14 protein-coding genes are annotated in these 17,814 nt (G+C 64.5%); 7 read left to right on the top strand and 7 right to left on the bottom strand.

What is annotated here, in order from left to right; all coding sequences use genetic code 11:
- Nucleotides 1–60: 60 nt before the first annotated feature.
- Nucleotides 61–4,245 (bottom strand): DNA-directed RNA polymerase subunit beta, encoded by a 4,185-nt coding sequence (gene rpoB, locus AC3WJR_RS11665; protein ID WP_492725147.1) that lies wholly within the window; start codon nucleotides 4,243–4,245, stop codon nucleotides 61–63.
- Between the two features lie 348 nt (nucleotides 4,246–4,593).
- On the opposite strand from rpoB, the gene AC3WJR_RS11660 reads away from it, so the two are divergent.
- From AC3WJR_RS11660 to AC3WJR_RS11645, 4 genes are read left to right on the top strand one after another with little or no spacing between them, the layout of a single operon-like run.
- Complete coding sequence (locus AC3WJR_RS11660; RefSeq protein WP_492725145.1) at nucleotides 4,594–5,838, top strand: hypothetical protein; 1,245 nt, start codon at nucleotides 4,594–4,596, stop codon at nucleotides 5,836–5,838.
- Nucleotides 5,839–5,890: 52 nt separating this feature from the next.
- Nucleotides 5,891–6,415 carry a DUF2975 domain-containing protein gene (locus AC3WJR_RS11655; protein WP_492725143.1) on the top strand — a complete coding sequence of 175 codons (525 nt, stop codon included), beginning with the start codon at nucleotides 5,891–5,893 and terminating at the stop codon, nucleotides 6,413–6,415.
- Nucleotides 6,415–6,633, top strand: coding sequence for a helix-turn-helix domain-containing protein (locus tag AC3WJR_RS11650; RefSeq protein ID WP_131526802.1), 219 nt, complete (start codon nucleotides 6,415–6,417; stop codon nucleotides 6,631–6,633). Before AC3WJR_RS11655 ends, AC3WJR_RS11650 begins: the two co-directional genes overlap by 1 nt.
- Complete coding sequence (locus AC3WJR_RS11645) at nucleotides 6,630–7,454, top strand: hypothetical protein (RefSeq protein WP_492725141.1); 825 nt, start codon at nucleotides 6,630–6,632, stop codon at nucleotides 7,452–7,454. Before AC3WJR_RS11650 ends, AC3WJR_RS11645 begins: the two co-directional genes overlap by 4 nt.
- A 148-nt stretch (nucleotides 7,455–7,602) precedes the next feature.
- Here AC3WJR_RS11645 and AC3WJR_RS11640 read toward each other — a convergent pair whose 3' ends face one another.
- The 3 genes from AC3WJR_RS11640 to rplJ all read right to left on the bottom strand — a co-directional run bounded on the left by AC3WJR_RS11640 (nucleotide 7,603) and on the right by rplJ (nucleotide 9,658).
- Nucleotides 7,603–8,022, bottom strand: a complete 420-nt coding sequence (locus AC3WJR_RS11640) for a hypothetical protein (protein ID WP_492725139.1) — start codon at nucleotides 8,020–8,022, stop codon at nucleotides 7,603–7,605.
- A gap of 654 nt (nucleotides 8,023–8,676) precedes the next feature.
- Nucleotides 8,677–9,054 carry a 50S ribosomal protein L7/L12 gene (gene rplL, locus AC3WJR_RS11635; RefSeq protein WP_010217918.1) on the bottom strand — a complete coding sequence of 126 codons (378 nt, stop codon included), beginning with the start codon at nucleotides 9,052–9,054 and terminating at the stop codon, nucleotides 8,677–8,679.
- 70 nt (nucleotides 9,055–9,124) lie between these two features.
- Nucleotides 9,125–9,658, bottom strand: a complete 534-nt coding sequence (gene rplJ, locus AC3WJR_RS11630) for a 50S ribosomal protein L10 (RefSeq protein ID WP_492726126.1) — start codon at nucleotides 9,656–9,658, stop codon at nucleotides 9,125–9,127.
- Between the two features lie 663 nt (nucleotides 9,659–10,321).
- Here rplJ and AC3WJR_RS11625 point away from each other — a divergent pair.
- Nucleotides 10,322–11,503 carry a pyridoxal phosphate-dependent aminotransferase gene (locus AC3WJR_RS11625; protein WP_492725137.1) on the top strand — a complete coding sequence of 394 codons (1,182 nt, stop codon included), beginning with the start codon at nucleotides 10,322–10,324 and terminating at the stop codon, nucleotides 11,501–11,503.
- A 69-nt stretch (nucleotides 11,504–11,572) separates the two neighbouring features.
- Nucleotides 11,573–13,537, top strand: coding sequence for an AsmA family protein (locus tag AC3WJR_RS11620; protein WP_492725135.1), 1,965 nt, complete (start codon nucleotides 11,573–11,575; stop codon nucleotides 13,535–13,537).
- A 71-nt stretch (nucleotides 13,538–13,608) separates the two neighbouring features.
- On the opposite strand, the gene AC3WJR_RS11615 is transcribed toward AC3WJR_RS11620, so the two are convergent.
- Both AC3WJR_RS11615 and AC3WJR_RS11610 read right to left on the bottom strand, forming a co-directional pair.
- Nucleotides 13,609–14,190 (bottom strand): sugar O-acetyltransferase, encoded by a 582-nt coding sequence (locus tag AC3WJR_RS11615; RefSeq protein WP_492725133.1) that lies wholly within the window; start codon nucleotides 14,188–14,190, stop codon nucleotides 13,609–13,611.
- A complete protein-coding gene (locus AC3WJR_RS11610; RefSeq protein ID WP_492725131.1) occupies nucleotides 14,190–14,879 on the bottom strand; it encodes a DUF1349 domain-containing protein in 690 nt (229 codons plus the stop codon). Before AC3WJR_RS11610 ends, AC3WJR_RS11615 begins: the two co-directional genes overlap by 1 nt.
- Nucleotides 14,880–14,948: 69 nt before the next feature.
- Here AC3WJR_RS11610 and AC3WJR_RS11605 point away from each other — a divergent pair, with 69 nt between their 5' ends.
- Entirely contained in the window at nucleotides 14,949–15,500 is a 552-nt protein-coding gene (locus tag AC3WJR_RS11605; protein ID WP_492725129.1) for a TetR/AcrR family transcriptional regulator, read from the top strand.
- Nucleotides 15,501–15,660: 160 nt separating this feature from the next.
- Here AC3WJR_RS11605 and AC3WJR_RS11600 read toward each other — a convergent pair whose 3' ends face one another.
- Nucleotides 15,661–17,733: a catalase gene (locus tag AC3WJR_RS11600; protein ID WP_492725127.1), complete on the bottom strand. Its 2,073-nt coding sequence runs from the start codon at nucleotides 17,731–17,733 to the stop codon at nucleotides 15,661–15,663.
- Nucleotides 17,734–17,814 lie beyond the last annotated feature (81 nt).

The raw sequence follows: 17,814 nt of genomic DNA, 5'->3' as shown, positions 1-17,814 counted from the left end.
GGCGTGTGCTGCACGGCCCCACCCCCAACCCCTCCCCTGAAGGGGAGGGGAGCTATCCGTTTACTCTGCCGCGATCGCGACGCCGTCGCTGTCGAAATGCTCGGTCGTGGTCAGCTCGATGTTCAGACCCAGCGAGCGCATTTCCTTGACGAGAACGTTGAAGCTCTCCGGAATGCCGGCCTCGAACGTGTCGTCACCCTTGACGATCGCCTCATAGACCTTGGTGCGCCCGACGACGTCGTCCGACTTGACCGTAAGCATTTCCTGCAAGGTGTACGCAGCACCATACGCCTGAAGCGCCCAGACCTCCATCTCGCCGAAGCGCTGGCCACCGAACTGCGCCTTACCACCCAGCGGCTGCTGCGTGACGAGCGAGTACGGCCCGATCGACCGGGCGTGGATCTTGTCGTCGACCAGATGGTGGAGCTTGAGCATGTAGATAATGCCCACGGTCACCTTGCGGTCGAACTGATCCCCGGTGCGCCCGTCGAACAGATCCGACTGACCCGACGTATCGAGACCCGCCAGTTCCAGCATCGCCGAGACATCGGCTTCACGGGCCCCGTCGAACACGGGCGTTCCCATCGGGATGCCGGTCTTCAGATTGTCCGTCAGCTCGATGATCTGCTCGGCAGTCCGCGCCTCGATGTCTGCGGCATAGTGATCGCCGTAGACTTCGAGCAGCCGTGCCTTGACCGCGTCGGGCATGTCGCCCGCCTTGGGTTCGGGGTTGGCATCGCGCCATTCCTCGAGTGCACGGTGGACTTGCTGACCGAGGTTACGGGCAGCCCAGCCGAGATGCGTCTCGAAGATCTGACCGACGTTCATGCGCGACGGCACGCCCAGCGGGTTGAGCACGAGATCGACCGGCGTGCCGTCGGCGAGGAACGGCATGTCCTCCGCCGGCAGGATCCGCGAGATGACGCCCTTGTTCCCGTGACGGCCGGCCATCTTGTCGCCCGGCTGCAGCTTGCGCTTCACCGCGACGAAGACCTTGACCATCTTGAGCACGCCTGGCGGCAGCTCGTCACCACGCTCGAGCTTGTCGCGACGATCGTGGAACTTGTCGAGGATCAGCTTGGCGGCATCGTCATACTGCGTCTTGACCGCTTCCAGATCGCTCTGGATCTTGTCGTCGGCAACCGCGAACTTCCACCACTCGTGACGATCGACGCTGTCGAGGACGTCCTGGTCGATGACCACGCCCTTTTTCGGCCCGTTCTTTGGAACGGCAGTTGCCGTCTGGCCGATCAACATCTCACGCAGACGCGACCAGGTCGCGCGGTTGAGAATGGTGCGCTCGTCGTCCGAGTCCTTCTTCAGGCGCTCGATTTCCTCGCGCTCGATCGCCATCGCGCGCTCGTCCTTGTCGATGCCGTGGCGGTTGAATACCCGGACCTCGACGACCGTACCGGCAACACCCGGCGGCAGGCGGAGCGACGTATCGCGCACGTCCGACGCCTTCTCACCGAAGATCGCGCGGAGCAGCTTTTCTTCCGGCGTCATCGGGCTTTCGCCCTTCGGCGTGATCTTGCCCGCGAGAATATCGCCTGGCTCGACCTCTGCACCGATGTACACGATGCCAGCTTCGTCGAGGTTGCGGAGTGCTTCCTCGCCGACGTTGGGGATATCGCGCGTGATGTCTTCCGGCCCGAGCTTGGTGTCGCGCGCCATGACTTCGAATTCCTCGATGTGGATCGAGGTGAAGACGTCGTCCTTGACGATGCGCTCGGAGATGAGGATCGAATCCTCATAGTTGTACCCGTTCCACGGCATGAACGCGACGAGCGCGTTGCGGCCGAGGGCGAGCTCACCGAACTCGGTCGACGGGCCGTCGGCGATGACGTCGCCTGCGGTGATCACGTCGCCCACCTTCACCAGCGGACGCTGGTTGATGCAGGTGTTCTGGTTCGAGCGCTGGAACTTCATCAGCGTGTAGATGTCGACGCCCGACTGGCCGGCATCGATCTCGCCGGTTGCGCGGATGACGATACGCGCCGCGTCAACCTGGTCGACGATGCCAGCGCGCTTGGCCGAGATCGCAGCACCCGAGTCGCGCGCTACGGTCTCTTCCATGCCAGTGCCGACGAACGGCGCTTCCGCCTGAACGAGCGGAACCGCCTGACGCTGCATGTTCGAGCCCATCAGTGCGCGGTTGGCGTCATCGTTTTCCAGGAACGGAATGAGCGATGCTGCGACCGAAACGAGCTGCTTGGGGCTGACGTCCATCAAGGTGATGTTGTTCGGGATCGCCATCAGGAATTCGCCCGCCTGACGCGACGAAACGAGCTCCTCGGTGAAGCCACCATCCGCGGTCAGATCGGCGTTGGCCTGCGCGATCGTGTGCTTGGCCTCTTCCATCGCCGACAGATAGACAACGTCGTCGGTGACCTTGTGGTCGACGACCTTGCGGTATGGCGTCTCGATGAAGCCATACTTGTTGACGCGGCTGAACGACGCGAGCGAGTTGATCAGACCGATGTTCGGGCCTTCCGGCGTCTCGATCGGGCAGATGCGGCCATAGTGCGTCGGGTGAACGTCGCGGACTTCGAAGCCGGCGCGCTCACGCGTCAGACCACCTGGTCCAAGTGCCGACACGCGACGCTTGTGGGTGACTTCCGACAGTGGGTTGGTCTGATCCATGAACTGCGACAGCTGCGACGAGCCGAAGAATTCGCGGACCGCGGCAACCGCGGGCTTCGCGTTGATCAGATCGTTCGGCATCACGGTCGACACGTCGACCGACGACATACGCTCCTTCACGGCGCGCTCCATGCGGAGCAGACCGACGCGATACTGGTTCTCGAGCAGCTCGCCGACCGAACGGACACGACGGTTGCCGAGGTTGTCGATATCGTCGATGTCGCCCTTGCCGTCCTTGAGGTTCACGAGCGTTTTGACGACCTCGAGAATGTCCTCGGTGCGGAGCGTGGTCACGGTGTCCTCGACGTCGAGGTCGAGACGCATGTTGAGCTTTACGCGACCGACGGCCGACAGATCGTACCGGTCGGGATCGAAGAACAGGCCGCTGAACAGCGACTCTGCGGTCTCGAGCGTGGGCGGCTCGCCCGGGCGCATGACGCGGTAGATGTCGGACAGCGCCTGCTCGCGCTCCTCGGCCTTGTCGACCTTGAGCGTGTTGCGGATCCACGGACCCGTCGCGACGTGATCGATGTCGAGCAGTTCGATCCGGTCGATCCCGGCCTGGTCGAGCAGTTCGAGGTTCTCGGCCGACACTTCGTCGCCCGCCTCGATATAGATCTGGCCGGTGTTGTCGTTGATCAGATCATAGGCGCTGTAGCGGCCGAAGATTTCCTCGGTCGGGATCAGCAGGTCGGTCAGGCCGTCCTTGGCTGCCTTGTTGGCTGCGCGCGGGCTGATCTTCTGGCCGTTGGCAAACACGATCTCGCCGGTCTTGGCGTCGATGATGTCGTACATCGGCTTCTGGCCACGCCAGTTCTCGGGCTGGAACGGGATGATCCAGCCACCCTGACCGCGGACGAAGGTCACGCGGTTGTAGAAGTGGTTGAGGATCTCCTCGCCGGTCATGCCGAGCGCATAGAGCAGCGCCGTCACCGGGAGCTTGCGCTTGCGATCGATGCGGACGTTGACGATGTCCTTGGCGTCGAACTCGAAATCGAGCCAGGAGCCGCGATACGGAATGACGCGCGCAGCGAACAGATACTTGCCCGATGCGTGGGTCTTGCCGCGATCATGGTCGAACAGGACGCCCGGCGAACGGTGCATCTGCGAGACGATGACACGCTCGGTGCCGTTGATGATGAAGGTGCCGTTGCCCGTCATCAGGGGCATGTCGCCCATGTAGACGTCCTGCTCCTTGATATCGAGGACCGAACGCGAATCGGTGTCGGCGTCCACCTCGAACACGATCAGGCGCAGCGTGACGCGCATCGGCGCCGCATAAGTGATGCCGCGCTGGCGGCATTCGTCGGTGTCGAACTTGGGGGGCTCGAGCTCGTAATTGACGAAGTCGAGTTCGGCGGTGCCGGCGAAATCGCGGATCGGGAAAACGCTGCGCAGAGTCTTCTCAAGACCCGAGACATAACCGATCGACGGGTCGGACCGCAGGAACTGCTCGTAGCTCTCGCGCTGGACCTCGATCAGGTTCGGCATCTGCACGACTTCGTGGATGTTGCCGAAAACCTTGCGGATGCGGCGCTTGGCAGTGCCGCTTTCTGCTGCGCGCGGCTTGGCCGTGCCCTCGTTGGTTGCCTTGGTCGCCATGGAGTTTTTGCCCTCAAGCTCTAAATTCGTGCCCGGAAACGCCCGGGCGGGCACGCCCAAAACGCAAAAAGCCGCATGTCCTCCACAGGGGTGGAACGACAGCAGCTTTCATGCGTCTCGTGAAACCACAATCCCAATACGATCGACATGCTGCGCGACGGCACGTCATTTCCCGAAGACTGTGGTGGAGTGCGCCATATAGGGACGGGGTCCGAGCCTGTCAAATCGTGGGGTGACAAGGCGTCTAGTCCGACCGGGCGGTGAACGGAACATCGCGTGCGGCGGGTTGGGCGGGCCAATTCGAAGCGCCGCTTTGGCGGTTGCGCGATTGTCGCTATGGGCGATCTTGTGAAAACCATCTCCCGCACCGCTCCCGTCGCGTTCGCGCTCCTTCTGGCACCCGCAGCGGTCGCGCAGACGTCTGCGCCCGCGACCCCGCTTCCCGATCTCGACGGATTCAGCCTCCCTTCCTCGCGTCCGACGCCGCGGATTGCCCCGGATGCGCAGCCGACCACCGGTGCCACCGCGCCGCGTCCAGCGCCCACTCCGACGCCATCCGCACCTGTGGTCGCCGCACCCGCGCAACCGCCTCGCGTCGTACCGACCGTGCGGGTTACGCCCGTACCGCGTCCGACGACTGCGCCACGCGTGACGGTGCCCGACCGCCCTGCGCCGGTCGCTACGCCCGTCCAGGCGCCGAGGCCGACACCGGTCGCGCCCGAACCACTACCGACGCCCGCGGCGCCCGAACCGGTCCCAACCGCAATCTCCACCCAGCAGCCGGTAGCCTCGCCCGAGCCTGTCGCGGCCAGTTCGACACCGGTTGCTACGGCAACGCCGCAACCCGCAGGGCAGGGCAATGCGCGGTCATCGTGGTTCGCCCTCGTAGCGGGGGGCATTGCAGTTGCGCTCGGGGCCGGGGCGGTGTTTCTGTGGCGACGGCGGAGGGGCGAACCGAAGGCTTCAAACTCGGAGGACGCCAGGGCCATCGTAACCGATGACGCGGCGCACGACCCGGTTGACGTTGCTCCCGCCCCGCGTGCGGTACCGACCCCGCGCACCGATGCCCCCCAGGCGCAACGCGCGCGGATCGAGATCGATTGCGTCGCGACCCGTGGCGGGACCAACCTGCTGAGCGTGGCGGTTGATTACCGGATTATCGTCCGTAACGTCGGAGATGCGCTGGCAACCGGGATCCGGGTCGATATCCGGCTGCTTGGGATGGGGACCCAGCATGATGCGCTGCTGAGCGCGCTGTTTGCGATGCCGATCGAGAAGTCGATCGCCGCGCCGTTCGACCTGCCGCCGGGGACCGCGGTCGATCTGGGCGGTATGGCGATGCACCCCAAGGACACGATCGAGACGGTCGAGATCGGCGGGCGGCGGATGGTGGTGCCGCTGCTGTCGGTCAACCTGCGCTATGGCTGGCCCGATGACGCGACGGGGGGCGGCGAGGGGCAGACTGCGCGGCCGTTCGTCATCGGGATCGACCCGGGGACGGGGGGCAGGCTCCAGCCGTTCCGGCTCGATGCCGCCGCGCGGATGGTCCAGAACGTTGCGATCATCGCGTACACAGACGGTGTTACCACTTGACCACATATCGTTTATCGATAATCTATACATCGATAAACGATATGGGTGGCATATGGTGGGACATGACCGGGTTCTGAGTGCAGCACGACTGATCCTGCGCGGCTTTCTCCTGATCAACGTCGCGGCGGGGGTGTTGTTCGCGGTCGCGATCCTCGTCTCGTTTCCGATGAGCGGCGCGCTGCTCGCACGGCTGACATACAAATACGGGCCGACGATGGATGTCGCGGCGATTGTGTGGGGGATACGGCTGCTGATGCTGGCGTCGATCGGTGCCGCTGTCGTGCTGCGGCGGATCTTCCTGGCGCTGCTCGCGATCGTCGACACGGTGCGCGCAGGCGACCCGTTTACCGAGGCCAACGCCGTACGGCTTCAGACGATCGCCTGGGGAATGCTGGTCTTGCAAGTGCTCGACCTCGGACTGGGGGCGTTCACCGGCTGGGCACGGCTGATGCGGTTCGATTTCGTTGACTGGAACCCGTCGTTCAGCGGCTGGATCACCGTGCTCATGCTGTTCGTGCTTGCCCGCGTATTCCGGCGCGGCACGGAAATGCGCGACGATCTGGCGATGACGGTCTGATGCCGGTCGTCGTCACATTGGACGCGATGCTCCACGAACGGCGGATGACGCTCACGGAGCTCGCCGCCGCGGTCGACCTGACCGTCGTCAATCTGTCGATCCTCAAGACGGGCAAGGCGCGTGCGATCCGCTTCTCGACGCTCGAGGCGATCTGCGCGGCGCTCGACTGCCAGCCGGGGGATATCTTGCGGTTCGAAGCAGAAGGGGAAACAGCATGAAACGCTTTTTCGCAAATTGGGCGGGCGGGTTCGTCGATGGCACGAAGGCGATGCGCGCATTGCCGTGGCTCGTCGCGGGGATGATCGCGATCGAGCTGGTGCAGCACGTGATCGAAGTCCGCACCGGCTTCTTCTCGACCGATCGCGCGGTGCGCAAGGCGGCGAGCCTGACGCCGGTGCGGATGGCGCTCGGCTGGCCCAAGATGTTCGCGACATGGGGCCTCGCGTTCTTCGTGGTGCGCTTCCTTGTGCTGGGCGATGCGCGCGCGGCGTTGCGCGTGCCCGCGCTGGCGTGGCGGCGCTATGCGGGGGTGGTGCTGTTCCAGTTGGTCCCCGCGCTAGCGATCATCTATGCCGAGCCGATCCTCGCGGCGCTCGGGGCTGCGCCAGGCGGGCAGGCGGGTACGGGGCAGGCGGTGATGGGGGTGCGGCTCGTCTTCGGGCTAGGCCAGCAACTGCTCGAGCCGCTGCTGCTGCTGTGGTTCGTCAACGCCGCGATCGGGACGACCGGCTTCGGTCCGCTCGAGTCTGCGCGCGCGACCGGCTGGTGGTATTTCGCCGTCTTGCCGATGGTTTTCGTCACTCGGTTGCCGTTCAGTGCCGTACATCAGGGGCTCAATCGCTACGCGATGGGGCAGTCCGCGGGCGTGATGTGGGGAATGCTCGCGCTCGACGCGGTGCTGGTCAGCATCATGGTGGTGATGATCGCGGCGGTGCAACTGCGCGCGGCGCGGTTTGTCGCGGAGCGGCGGGGGGTGCGGATGCTGGCCGAGCAGCCCCAGCCTGTCATCGCAAATGCGCCGCCTCTTCGATCGCGGTGAGGCACGGGTCGGAACGAAATGAGCACTTGCTCCGCTTGGAGTGGCATGGGGAGGTCCGGCGGAAAGTCAGCAACGGACGTCTGGTTCAGCGTACCGGGACGAGCGACCATAGATAGTCCCGTCGATCGCGTCTTAGCCGGTCGAAACCTCACGGTGCTGGATGAGCGGGCGTCATCAACGCGTCGATCTTGCTCTTTGGCATGTTGATCAAAAGCCCGTTCTTGTTCTTTGCAACGGATGAAAAATCTACCTCGACGCTACCGACCGCGCTTGCCACGGTCGCAAAGCCTTTGCCGACCGTCTCGATTCTGCCGACGAGAAGGCCCTTTTCGTCATGGACCTCTAACCCTTGCACGATGTCCTTGGGCGACGCCGGGACCGCACGCATCGTCGATCGGTCCGAGTCTGCGACGCCGACGTAGAAATCTCGGAAATTTTGCTGCTGGTTGAAATCCCTCGTGCCGCTGTTGTTCGGCCCATTTCCTTGTCCTGAAGGCCCTTGTTGAGCTTCGGCAGGGGGTGTCGGAACGAGAATAGACGCGATCATACCAAGAAAAGCTCCACGCATTCCTTCCTCCCAGGCTGACCAGTATTTCGTATCGGTAGCGTATCGTGATTCTGAACTGTCAACAATAGTCCAAAGCGACAGGTCAATAAGGCAGCACGTGGCAACTCTATACGAGCCCATCGGGAGGTCGGCCGTGTGATTAATTGTTAGAATGGGGGCGGGATGGCGACGTGCAAGGAACAGACCCACAGTGCAGCGATGGCGTCGAGCGGCTAGCTGGTAATGTTACCGCAGCGCGTTGGCGTCCGGTTGCCTGCAATCTTGGCGCTTGAGCCGGCCGCTGTGCCCTTGCGCGAGGCTTTCCCTAGCGGCATCGGCTTTGTCGTCTAGGCCCGAACGGATGGTGTAGTATTCGGCGTCGGCAGGCCCTTCGAAGGGCAGGGTTTGGGTCGCGGGGCAATGCGGGCGCTATTCTCTGCGAGGCACTTCCCCACCCCAACCCAGCTTCGGGTCGGCCATGTCCCCGGCATGACCTGAATAGCGCGGGGCGCTGTTCACCCGACGCTCCTGAAGGGGGGGCTTGAGGCTCGTCCCGCACAGGCCCGTCACCCCCCAAACGCAAAAAGGGCGACCCCCTCGCAGGGGCCGCCCTTTTCGGTTCGAACCAAGGTCCGGAAGGGAAGGGCGTCGGTTGCCCGCCGCCCTTCGCCTGCCTTACTTGACTTCGACGGTCGCGCCAGCTGCTTCGAGCTGCGCCTTGATCTTGGCTGCTTCGTCCTTCGAAACGCCTTCCTTAACGGCCTTGGGAGCCGACTCGACCAGCGTCTTCGCTTCGGTCAGGCCGAGCGAGGTGATCGCGCGGACTTCCTTAATGACGTTGATCTTCTTGCCACCGTCGCCGGTGAGGATGACGTCGAATTCGGTCTGCTCTTCAGCAGCCGGTGCTGCTGCGCCGCCGCCAGCTGCCGGAGCTGCTGCGACTGCTGCTGCGGCCGAAACGCCCCACTTCTCTTCGAGCATCTTCGACAGGTCTGCTGCTTCGATGACGGTGAGGGCCGAAAGCTGGTCAACCAGCGCGTTGAGGTCTGCCATGTGTAGTCTCCAGTAACAGGGGCATCGCCCCATGGTTTCAGTTCAAAAGATCTCGAATACCCGACAGATGTCAGGCGTCCGCCGTTTCCTGTTCGGCGTCCTTTTCGGCATAGGCCGAAAGCACACGAGCGAGCTGAGCCGCAGGCGCCTGGGCAATCGTCGCGAGCTTGGTTGCAGGAGCAACCAGGAGGCCCACGATCTTCGCGCGCAGTTCGTCCAGCGACGGCATCGTCGCAAGTGCCTTCACGCCGTCCACGTCGAGGACGGTCGCACCCATCGCACCACCGACGATTTCGAACTTGTCGTTCGTCTTCGCGAATTCCACGGCCACCTTGGCAGCCGCGACGGGGTCGATGGAACTGGCGAGACCGACCGGACCCGTGAGCATGTCGCCCAGCGGGGTGTAGTCGGTGCCGTCCAGAGCGATCTTGGCAAGCTTGTTCTTCGAGACCTTGTAGCTCGCGCCAGCATCCCGCATCGCGTTGCGCAGCTTTGTCGACTGCGAAACGGTCATGCCGAGGTTGCGGGTGACGACCACCACGCCGACTTCGGCAAAAGTGCGGTTCAGCTCTGCAACGAGCTCGGTCTTTTGAGCACGATCCATGCCATTCTCCACTTTTTTGGCCGCACCGCGAACGGCACGACCGGTTACGAACCAGGGCGCAGATGCACCCCGGAAGTGTCCAGCGATGGGGAATGGGAGCGACGCCCGCTCATTCGCCACGGGGGCGATGCGGAGGGCGGCAAGCCGGAACGCGGGCGAACCCGGTATCGGCGGAAATCCTGTCCCCGTCTCGGCAGGGCATTAAGACCGACGGAATTCGGCCACCTGCTGTCTCGGACGGTCCTTCCCCAAGCGAACTCGGGTCGGGAGAGCGGCGCTGATAGCTGGATGTGGGGGAAAGTCAACGGGGGGCGTGATGGCGTTGCCCGCTAGCCGTCATTGCCGCGACGGCGGCAGTTCTACAAAACCATCCGTCATCCTGAACTCGTTTCAGGATCCAGCCCTCCGCGAGTCCGGACTATCCCTGTTGCGCGGTGGATGCTGAAACAAGTTCAGCATGACGGCAGCTTTAGGGCGCGGGGTGACGACCAACCTCCTATCGCCTGCGCGGGGATGACGGAAGGAAAGTACAATCCCACTATCCTTTGCGCCTGCGCCATTTGACCAATAGCGCGCACATCCGTTGTGCGGAACACTCTATCACCAAGGGCCGGCGAGCCTGACCAGGACGGGACGGACTTGTTCACGACGGGGGGCCGACCGATGACACAATATGCTGTTCTAAACCACGAAGCCGACGACGATTTGCTGACCCGCGGGTTTGCCCGGCGTGATCTTGCGCGAATCGCTGCGGTGTTCGGGGTCGGTGCGACCGCCACGACGCTCGGGCGTCCGGCGTGGGCGGCGGGAAGCGGTGTCGCTGCTGCACCCGCTCCGGAAGTGCCACCCAGGGTACGGATCGGCGCGAACGAATGCTGGACCGGCCCGCTCGCGCCGGGGGCGGCCGCGGCGGCGCAGATGATCGAGCAGGGCAACCGCTATTCGCCGCAGGACCAGCGCGGCGATTTCATCAAGGCGGTGGTGACGGTGGAAGGCGTTCCCGCCGGCCATGTCGCGCCCTGGCCCGGATCGAGCGACCCTTTGTGTCGCGCGGTGGTCAGCTTCTGTTCGCCGACCAGGGGGCTCGTCACCGCCGATCCGACGTTCGAGCTCGCCGGGCGCACCGCGGCGTGGCTCGGCGCGCCGGTCAAGGCGGTGCCGCTGACCGCGGAGTATACCCATGACGTCAAGGCGATGCTCGCCGCCGATCCAAACGCGGGGCTCTATTACATCTGCACCCCCAACAACCCGACAGGCACGATCACCCCGCTTGCCGACATCGAATGGCTGATCGCGAACAAGCCCGCCGGGTCGATGGTGCTGATCGACGAGGCGTACACCCATTTCGCGGGCGTGCCGGTCGCCTCCTATCTGGCGGTGAAACATCCCGACGTGATCGTGCTGCGCACTTTCTCCAAACTGTTCGGCATGGCGGGGCTGCGGATGGGCTATATCGTCACTAACCCGACCAATATCGCCAAGATGATGCGCTATGACGGCGGGATGCAGTCGGGCGCGTTGCCGGTGACGAGCATCGCCTGCGCCACTGCCAGCCTGAGCGCGGCGTCGCTGATCGTCGCGCGGCGCACGCAGATGGAGGCGGCGCGCGGTCTGACGCTCGATCATCTCAAGGCGCGGGGGATCAGCGTCAAGCCGACCAATGCCAACATGTTCATGGTCGACTGGAAGACGAAGCAAGCCAAAGACATGCAGGTCGCGTTCCGCAAGCAGAGCGTCGAGATCGGTCGGTCGTGGCCGATCTGGCCGACGGTCAGCCGGGTGACCGTGGGGTCGACAGCGGAGATGAAGGCGTTCTGTACCGCGCTCGACCGGGTAATTGCCTGACGCAGGCTAGCGCTGGACACATAATGATACGCGAGTGAAACCATCGGGCGGTTTTCGGGTTGATCCGGCGTGACCAATCCTCCCGTTCCGGCCCCGTCCGAGCAGCCTGCGATCTCTCCCACGCCAAAGCCGCGGTCGCGCCTGCGATCGCGGTTGCTGGTAAGCGCAGTCGTGGGGAGCGCGCTGGTGGTGGTCGGGGTCGTCGCATTGGGGGCGTTTCCGTTCGGGCTGTTGCGCGGGACGATCGAAAACCGGCTGTCCGTCGCGCTCGACACGAAGGTGCAGGTCGGATCGGTGACGCGTGACAGCGTGTTTTCGTACACGCCGATGGTGTCGGTCCACGACGTGCGGATCGCGCAGCCGGCGTGGGTCGGGCCGGGCGATCTCGTCCGCGTGGCAACCGCAAGCGTGCGCGTGCCGGTGCTGTCGCTGCTGCTCGGCAAGTTTCGCCCGGACAAGGTCAGCATCGACGGCGCACGGATCGCGCTGGTGCGCGACGCGACGGGGCGCGAGAACTGGAAGCCCGCGCGCAAGAAGCCAAAGCGTGAGGGCGACACCCGCCCGAGCCTGTCCGACCTGACGATCACCAACAGCCAGGTCGTGATCAGCGACGCGAAGCGCGGGCTGATCGTCGGCGGGCCGCTCAGCGTCGATGCGCGGAACGGCCTGCGCTATGCCGCGACGGGGACGTTCCAGGATACCCCCGCCACGCTCGATTTGACCGGCGGCAAGATCACCGGGATCGACCCGACCGCGCCCTATCCGTTCAAGGCGACGCTCGCCTCGCCTGCGCTGCGGATGGCGGTCAACGGGCAGATGCGCGGGGTGCTCGACACGCGGCATTTCAGCGCGGACATCACCGCACGGGCGCCGACGCTCAAGAACCTCGACCGGATCATCGAGGCGGGGCTGTTCGGGTCGCAACCGATCAACCTCGCGGGCAAGATCCGCCACGACGGGCGCGACTGGTATGTCGACAAGATCGCCGGGAGCATGGGGCGGTCCTTGTTCAGCGGCGTGGCGACGATCCACAAGGACGGCGGGCGCACCAATATCGACGCGAAGGTCGATGCGCGCCAGTTCGACTTCGACGATCTCGCCGACGCCGAGGGCCGTGCCAGATCGGCCGCGCGCAAGGCGGCGATCGGGCCGCGCGTGATCCCGCCGACGCGGATCAACCTGTCGAAGATGGGCAAGACCGACGGGCGTCTGGTCTTCGTCGCGCATCGGCTGCTGTCGAGCGGGGGGACGGTGTTCAAGAGCCTGTCCGGATCGCTGACGCTGGATCACCGCGTCATCACGGTGCGCAACGTCGTCGCGACGCTGGCGAGCGGGCGGATGACGGGGACGGTCAAGGTCGATCACCGCAGCGGCACCCCCAAGCTCGCGATCGACCTGCGGCTGGCGGGGCTGACGCTGGATGCGCTGGTCGGGCAGCCGAAGATGATCTCGGGGCCGGTGCGCGGGCATATCGTGATGACCGGGCAGGGCGACACGGTCCGCGAGGCGATGGCGCATGCGAGCGGCAAGGCCGCGATCGTCGCGACCGACGGGCATGTCCAGCGGATGGTCGCGGATGTGCTCGGGCAGAATCTCAGCGGCGCGGTCGCGCATGCGATCGACGGCCCGAGCGAGACGGTGCCGCTGCGCTGCCTCGTCGCCAATTTCCGCGCGAGCGGCGGCGTGCTGACGCCCAATCCGCTGGCGATCGATACGGGGGCTTCGGTCGGGCGCGGGTCGGGGCGGATCCTTCTCGACGGCGAGCGGCTCGAGCTGACGCTGGCGGGGGCGAGCAAGAGCAATGCGCTGCTGCGGATCGCAGACCCGATCCACGTCCGGGGCACGCTGGGGTCGCCGACGGTGACCGTCGCGGGGCTCGGAGCGACGGAGAAGCCGACCGCTGGCGGCGTGCTGCGGGTGTTGGGGCGGTCGATCGGGCAGGCGCTGGGGATTACCAAGACGCCCCCCTCGGCGGCGGGTCGTCCGCCGACGACGGTCAATTGCTCGGCAGCTGTGGCGCTGGCGTTGCGATAGCGGCGGGGGGTGCTGGGGTAGGGGGCGGGACGGTTTTACCTTCTGTCGATGTCCGTCCCGCAGCGGACCGGTCATACGGTCGGCGGCTTTTGAATCATTCTCGAGGCCAAGCGTCGTGCAGGATTGCCGGCAACGGTCGCCGCCACGGGAACATCTCGTGTAACGACGCTGCCAGCACCGATGATCGCGTCATTACCGATAGTGACGCCAGGCAGAATGATGGCGCCGCCGCCAATCCAGACGTTGCGCCCAATGACAATCGGCCGACCGATTTCAAGCATCTGGGCGCGGACCGATGCTTCGCGAGGATGGTCGGCCGTGAGAATCTGCACGCCGGGTCCGATCTGCGTGCCCGCGCCAATCCGCACCGGCATGACATCGAGAACGACGCAACCGTAATTGAGGAAAACCCCGTCTTCCAGATGGACGTTATAACCGTAATCGCAGTGGAACGGGGGCCGGACCGTAACCCCCGCACCGACATAGCCGAGCCCTTCGGTCAGCATCGCATACCTAGTGTCCGAAGGGGCCGCCGATGCGGCGTTGTACCGAGCCATCCAGTCCCGTGCCCGCGCCGCATCGGCGGCCAACTCGGGATCGTCCGCGGTGTAGAGCTCTCCGGCGAGCATCTTCTGCTTCTCGGTCATCGTCATCAGCTCAGGTCGTGCAGGTCCTTGCCAAGCGGCGGGGTGATCCGCAGGTCCGAGAAGCGGATCGCCAAACCATCCCGTTCAGGCGTGCAAGCCATCGGTCCGACCTGGTAAGATGGGGCAACCGGGAACGGTGCGAGCCGTACCAGCGGCCATGTCTTGCCATCGGCGGAAACCTGAAGGCGCAGCACCCCCTTTGCAACGGTCGCGCGCATCCAGAAATCCTGCGCGTCATGCTCGTAGGGGCCAGTCGCCCAGTCGGATTTACCGTCCGTGAGGACGCTGCTCAGCATCGCACGGCCATCCGACAATTCGATTCCCGCTTTGACCCAACGCCGTTCGTCGACCCGGACCATGATCCCGGCCTGATCATATAACTTTTGATACTGGCCACGGATGCGCAGTTGCGCGGTGAACGCAGCGGGGGCGGTGAACCCGAGAAAATGCCCGCTGTCGCGGGTGAAGCCGTAATGCGTCTCTCGCCAGAAATCGGTGCCTTTGTCGGTGACCATCGACAGGTCGCCTGCGGGATCGACCGACCAGACGCGAGGCTCGTTGAGCCAGCGACCGTCTCGGCGCCCCAGCGCCGGCTTGCCCGTACGCTGTGCCTGCGCCGTGCCTGCCGTACTCGCGGCAACCAGTGCAGCTGCACCACCCAGGATTGTTCTGCGGTTCACCAAATCCTCGCTCATGTGCAACAGGCCTATCTATGTTTGGACCCATATGTACATACGTACACATTACCGCAAGCGGATGAATTGATGACGACCGGGAAAGGCAGGCAAAACGACCCGACGCGGCGGCAGCGCATCGTCGACGCAACGTTGGAAGTGATCGCCGCTTATGGTGTGGCAGCGACGACCCATCGCCGGATCGCGGGCGAGGCGGGCGTGCCGTTGGGCTCGGTGACCTATTATTTCGAGTCGTTGGAAGCGCTGATAGGCGCCGCTTTCCTCCAGTTGGCGGCGCAGTCCTCTGCGCTTTTCAGTGCCCGTCTGGAATCGGCTGAAGATCGTTCCGCGGCGATCGATGCGGTGATCGATATCATCGCAGGCACGATCTGGGCGAAGCCACGCACATTGCTCCTGAGCTACGAACTTTATGCCTTTGCGGCGCGGCACCCAGCGGTCAGCGCTGTGATGCAACAGTGGATGGACAACAGCCGCAGATCGCTGGAGCGCTTTTTCGATCCGCTGACGGCACGGGCGCTGGATGCCCTGGTTGAAGGGATCGGCATTCATAATTCGATCGACCGAGCGCCGCTTGACCGGGAAGCAATCCGGATCATCGTCGAACGCATCGCTACAGCCTGAAGACGAGGCCCCCCCCATCCGCAGTTCGGCGGGAGCGGAACGATAGCTTCATAGTCCTACGATCTAGGTCCATACCCGCAGCCCGACATTCCGGCAGAACACAAAAAAGGCCCGGTGCAAAGCGCACCGGGCCTTTCCCATTACCCTACCGCCTCAGCAATCAGGCGAGATCGCGCACGTTCGGCTCGCGCGCGAAGAAGCGCTTCGCTGCTGCCTTGACGAAACCCGCGCCCAGATCGGTCACGCCTTCGTCCTTCTCGACGCCGGCCTTGTCGAGCAACGGCTGTGCCGCTGCGCTCGCACCGACCGCCTTGAGATGCCCGAACGCGTCCATTGCGAACTGGACCGCTGCGCCCTGCTTGAGCAGCATCGCGCAACCCTCTGCCGACAGCGCGATCGCGACCGCGTCGAAGATTTGCGACGGCGTACCCGCGAGCTGGCCATCGGCCTTGCGCTTGCTGCCGTCCGACAGCGTTGCGCCGCCGACCTTGGGCGCGACCAGCACGGCCTTGCCCTTGGCGTCCTTGATCGACGCGACCAGCGCGTCGAGCTCGGCGGCATCGGTGCCGTCCGCGATCAGGATGCCGACGACGCGGCCTTCCAGCGTCTCCTTCATGTTCTTCTGGATCGACAGGGCGTCCGAAGGCTTCATGTCGACCGGCTCGCGCGCGGCCTTCGCCTTTTCAGGGAGATCGATGTTGAGGCCGTCCGCGACACGCTGCGCGAGACCCTCATCGACGTTGCGCAGATTGGCGACCATCCGCGGCGGGACCTGATCGAGCAGGCCGACCTTCGACAGCTCGAATACGAACGACGACGCGATATGCGCCTGCTCGTTTTCGGTCGCCGAGTTAAAGAACAGCCGTGCCTGGCTGTAGTGATCCGCGAACAGTTCCGAACGGACACGGAGCTTGTCGCCCGTCTCGTTGTCGCCGGTCGCGGCGTTGGTCGTCACATAGCCCTTGGTCGCGCTCTCACGCGGTCCGCCATCCTCGCCGTGTGCGGCAAGGCTGTTGGGCTCGTAGTTCGCGCGGCCCTTGGGGACCTTGGTTTGCATCATCCCGTCGCGCTGGAAGTTGCCGGCCGGCGAGCGCGGGCTGTTGATCGGGATCTGGTGGAAGTTGGTCGTCCCCAGACGCGACTTCTGTGTGTCGAGATAGCTGAACAGGCGACCCTGCAGCAGCGGATCGTTCGAGAAATCGATCCCCGGCACGACGTTGGTCGGCAAGAAGGCGACCTGCTCGGTCTCGGCGAAGAAGTTGTCGACGTTGCGGTCGAGCACCATCCGCCCGATGATCCGGACCGGGACGTCCTCTTCCGGGATCAGCTTGGTCGAATCGAGCACGTCATACGGCTGCGCTTCGGCAAACGCCTGGTCGAACACCTGGATGCCGAGTTCCCACTCGGGGAAATCGCCGGTGTCGATCGCCTCGAACAGATCGCGGCGATGATAGTCGTTGTCGGCGGCCTGAAGCTTGAGCGTCTCGTCCCAGATCGTCGACTGGAGGCCGAGCTTGGGCTTCCAGTGGAACTTGACGAAGCTGCTGTTGCCCTCGGCGTTGACGAGGCGGAAGGTGTGGACGCCGAAGCCTTCCATCATCCGCAGCGAGCGGGGGAGGGTACGGTCCGACATCGCCCACATCAGCATGTGCGTCGCTTCCGGCATCAGCGATGCCCAGTCCCAGAAGGTGTCGTGCGCGCTGCCGGCCTGCGGATAGGCGCGGTCGGCTTCCATCTTCACCGAATGGATCAGATCGGGGAACTTGATCGCGTCCTGGATGAAGAACACCGGGATGTTGTTGCCGACGAGATCCCAATTGCCTTCGGTCGTGTAGAACTTGACCGCAAAGCCGCGCACGTCGCGCGGGGTGTCGACCGAGCCTGCACCGCCCGCGACGGTCGAGAAGCGCACGAAAACCTCGGTCTTCTCGCCCTTCTTGAACACTGCCGCGCGCGACAGGTCCGAAATATCGTCGGTCGCTTCGAAATAGCCGTGTGCGCCCGAACCGCGTGCGTGGACGATCCGCTCTGGGATCCGCTCGTGGTCGAAGTGGAAGATCTTCTCGCGCAGGACGAAGTCCTCGAGCAGCGTCGGGCCGCGCGAGCCGCTCTTGAGGCTGTTCTGGTTGTCGGAAACGGGCACGCCGTGGTTTGTCGTCAGGACCGGCGCATCGCCTTGCGCCTGCTGGTGCGTCTCGCCACCGTTGCCGGTGACCGTGTCGAAATCTGCCATGTGGGAGCCTTCTTGGGGGTTCGGGCAGACGACGAACGCGGGGCGGGTAGGTTCCGTTAATTATGGTTGATCTAGATCGTA

The organism is Sphingomonas sp. FW306-05-A (genome assembly GCF_058782275.1).
Note: the sequence above shows the minus strand (reverse complement) of the source record. Positions and strands in the feature narration are given on the sequence as shown.

Excerpts from the sequence above, each read along its gene's own strand:
- AC3WJR_RS11650 (WP_131526802.1), top strand. The coding sequence starts at position 6,415 with ATGCCGGTCGTCGTCACATTGGACGCGATGCTCCACGAACGGCGGATG.
- AC3WJR_RS11645 (WP_492725141.1), top strand. The coding sequence starts at position 6,630 with ATGAAACGCTTTTTCGCAAATTGGGCGGGCGGGTTCGTCGATGGCACG.
- AC3WJR_RS11600 (WP_492725127.1), bottom strand. The coding sequence starts at position 17,733 with ATGGCAGATTTCGACACGGTCACCGGCAACGGTGGCGAGACGCACCAG.
- AC3WJR_RS11615 (WP_492725133.1), bottom strand. The coding sequence starts at position 14,190 with ATGACGATGACCGAGAAGCAGAAGATGCTCGCCGGAGAGCTCTACACC.
- AC3WJR_RS11605 (WP_492725129.1), top strand. The coding sequence starts at position 14,949 with ATGACGACCGGGAAAGGCAGGCAAAACGACCCGACGCGGCGGCAGCGC.
- AC3WJR_RS11610 (WP_492725131.1), bottom strand. The coding sequence starts at position 14,879 with ATGAGCGAGGATTTGGTGAACCGCAGAACAATCCTGGGTGGTGCAGCT.
- rplL (WP_010217918.1), bottom strand. The coding sequence starts at position 9,054 with ATGGCAGACCTCAACGCGCTGGTTGACCAGCTTTCGGCCCTCACCGTC.
- rplJ (WP_492726126.1), bottom strand. The coding sequence starts at position 9,658 with ATGGATCGTGCTCAAAAGACCGAGCTCGTTGCAGAGCTGAACCGCACT.
- AC3WJR_RS11640 (WP_492725139.1), bottom strand. The coding sequence starts at position 8,022 with ATGCGTGGAGCTTTTCTTGGTATGATCGCGTCTATTCTCGTTCCGACA.
- rpoB (WP_492725147.1), bottom strand. The coding sequence starts at position 4,245 with ATGGCGACCAAGGCAACCAACGAGGGCACGGCCAAGCCGCGCGCAGCA.
- AC3WJR_RS11625 (WP_492725137.1), top strand. The coding sequence starts at position 10,322 with ATGACACAATATGCTGTTCTAAACCACGAAGCCGACGACGATTTGCTG.
- AC3WJR_RS11655 (WP_492725143.1), top strand. The coding sequence starts at position 5,891 with ATGGTGGGACATGACCGGGTTCTGAGTGCAGCACGACTGATCCTGCGC.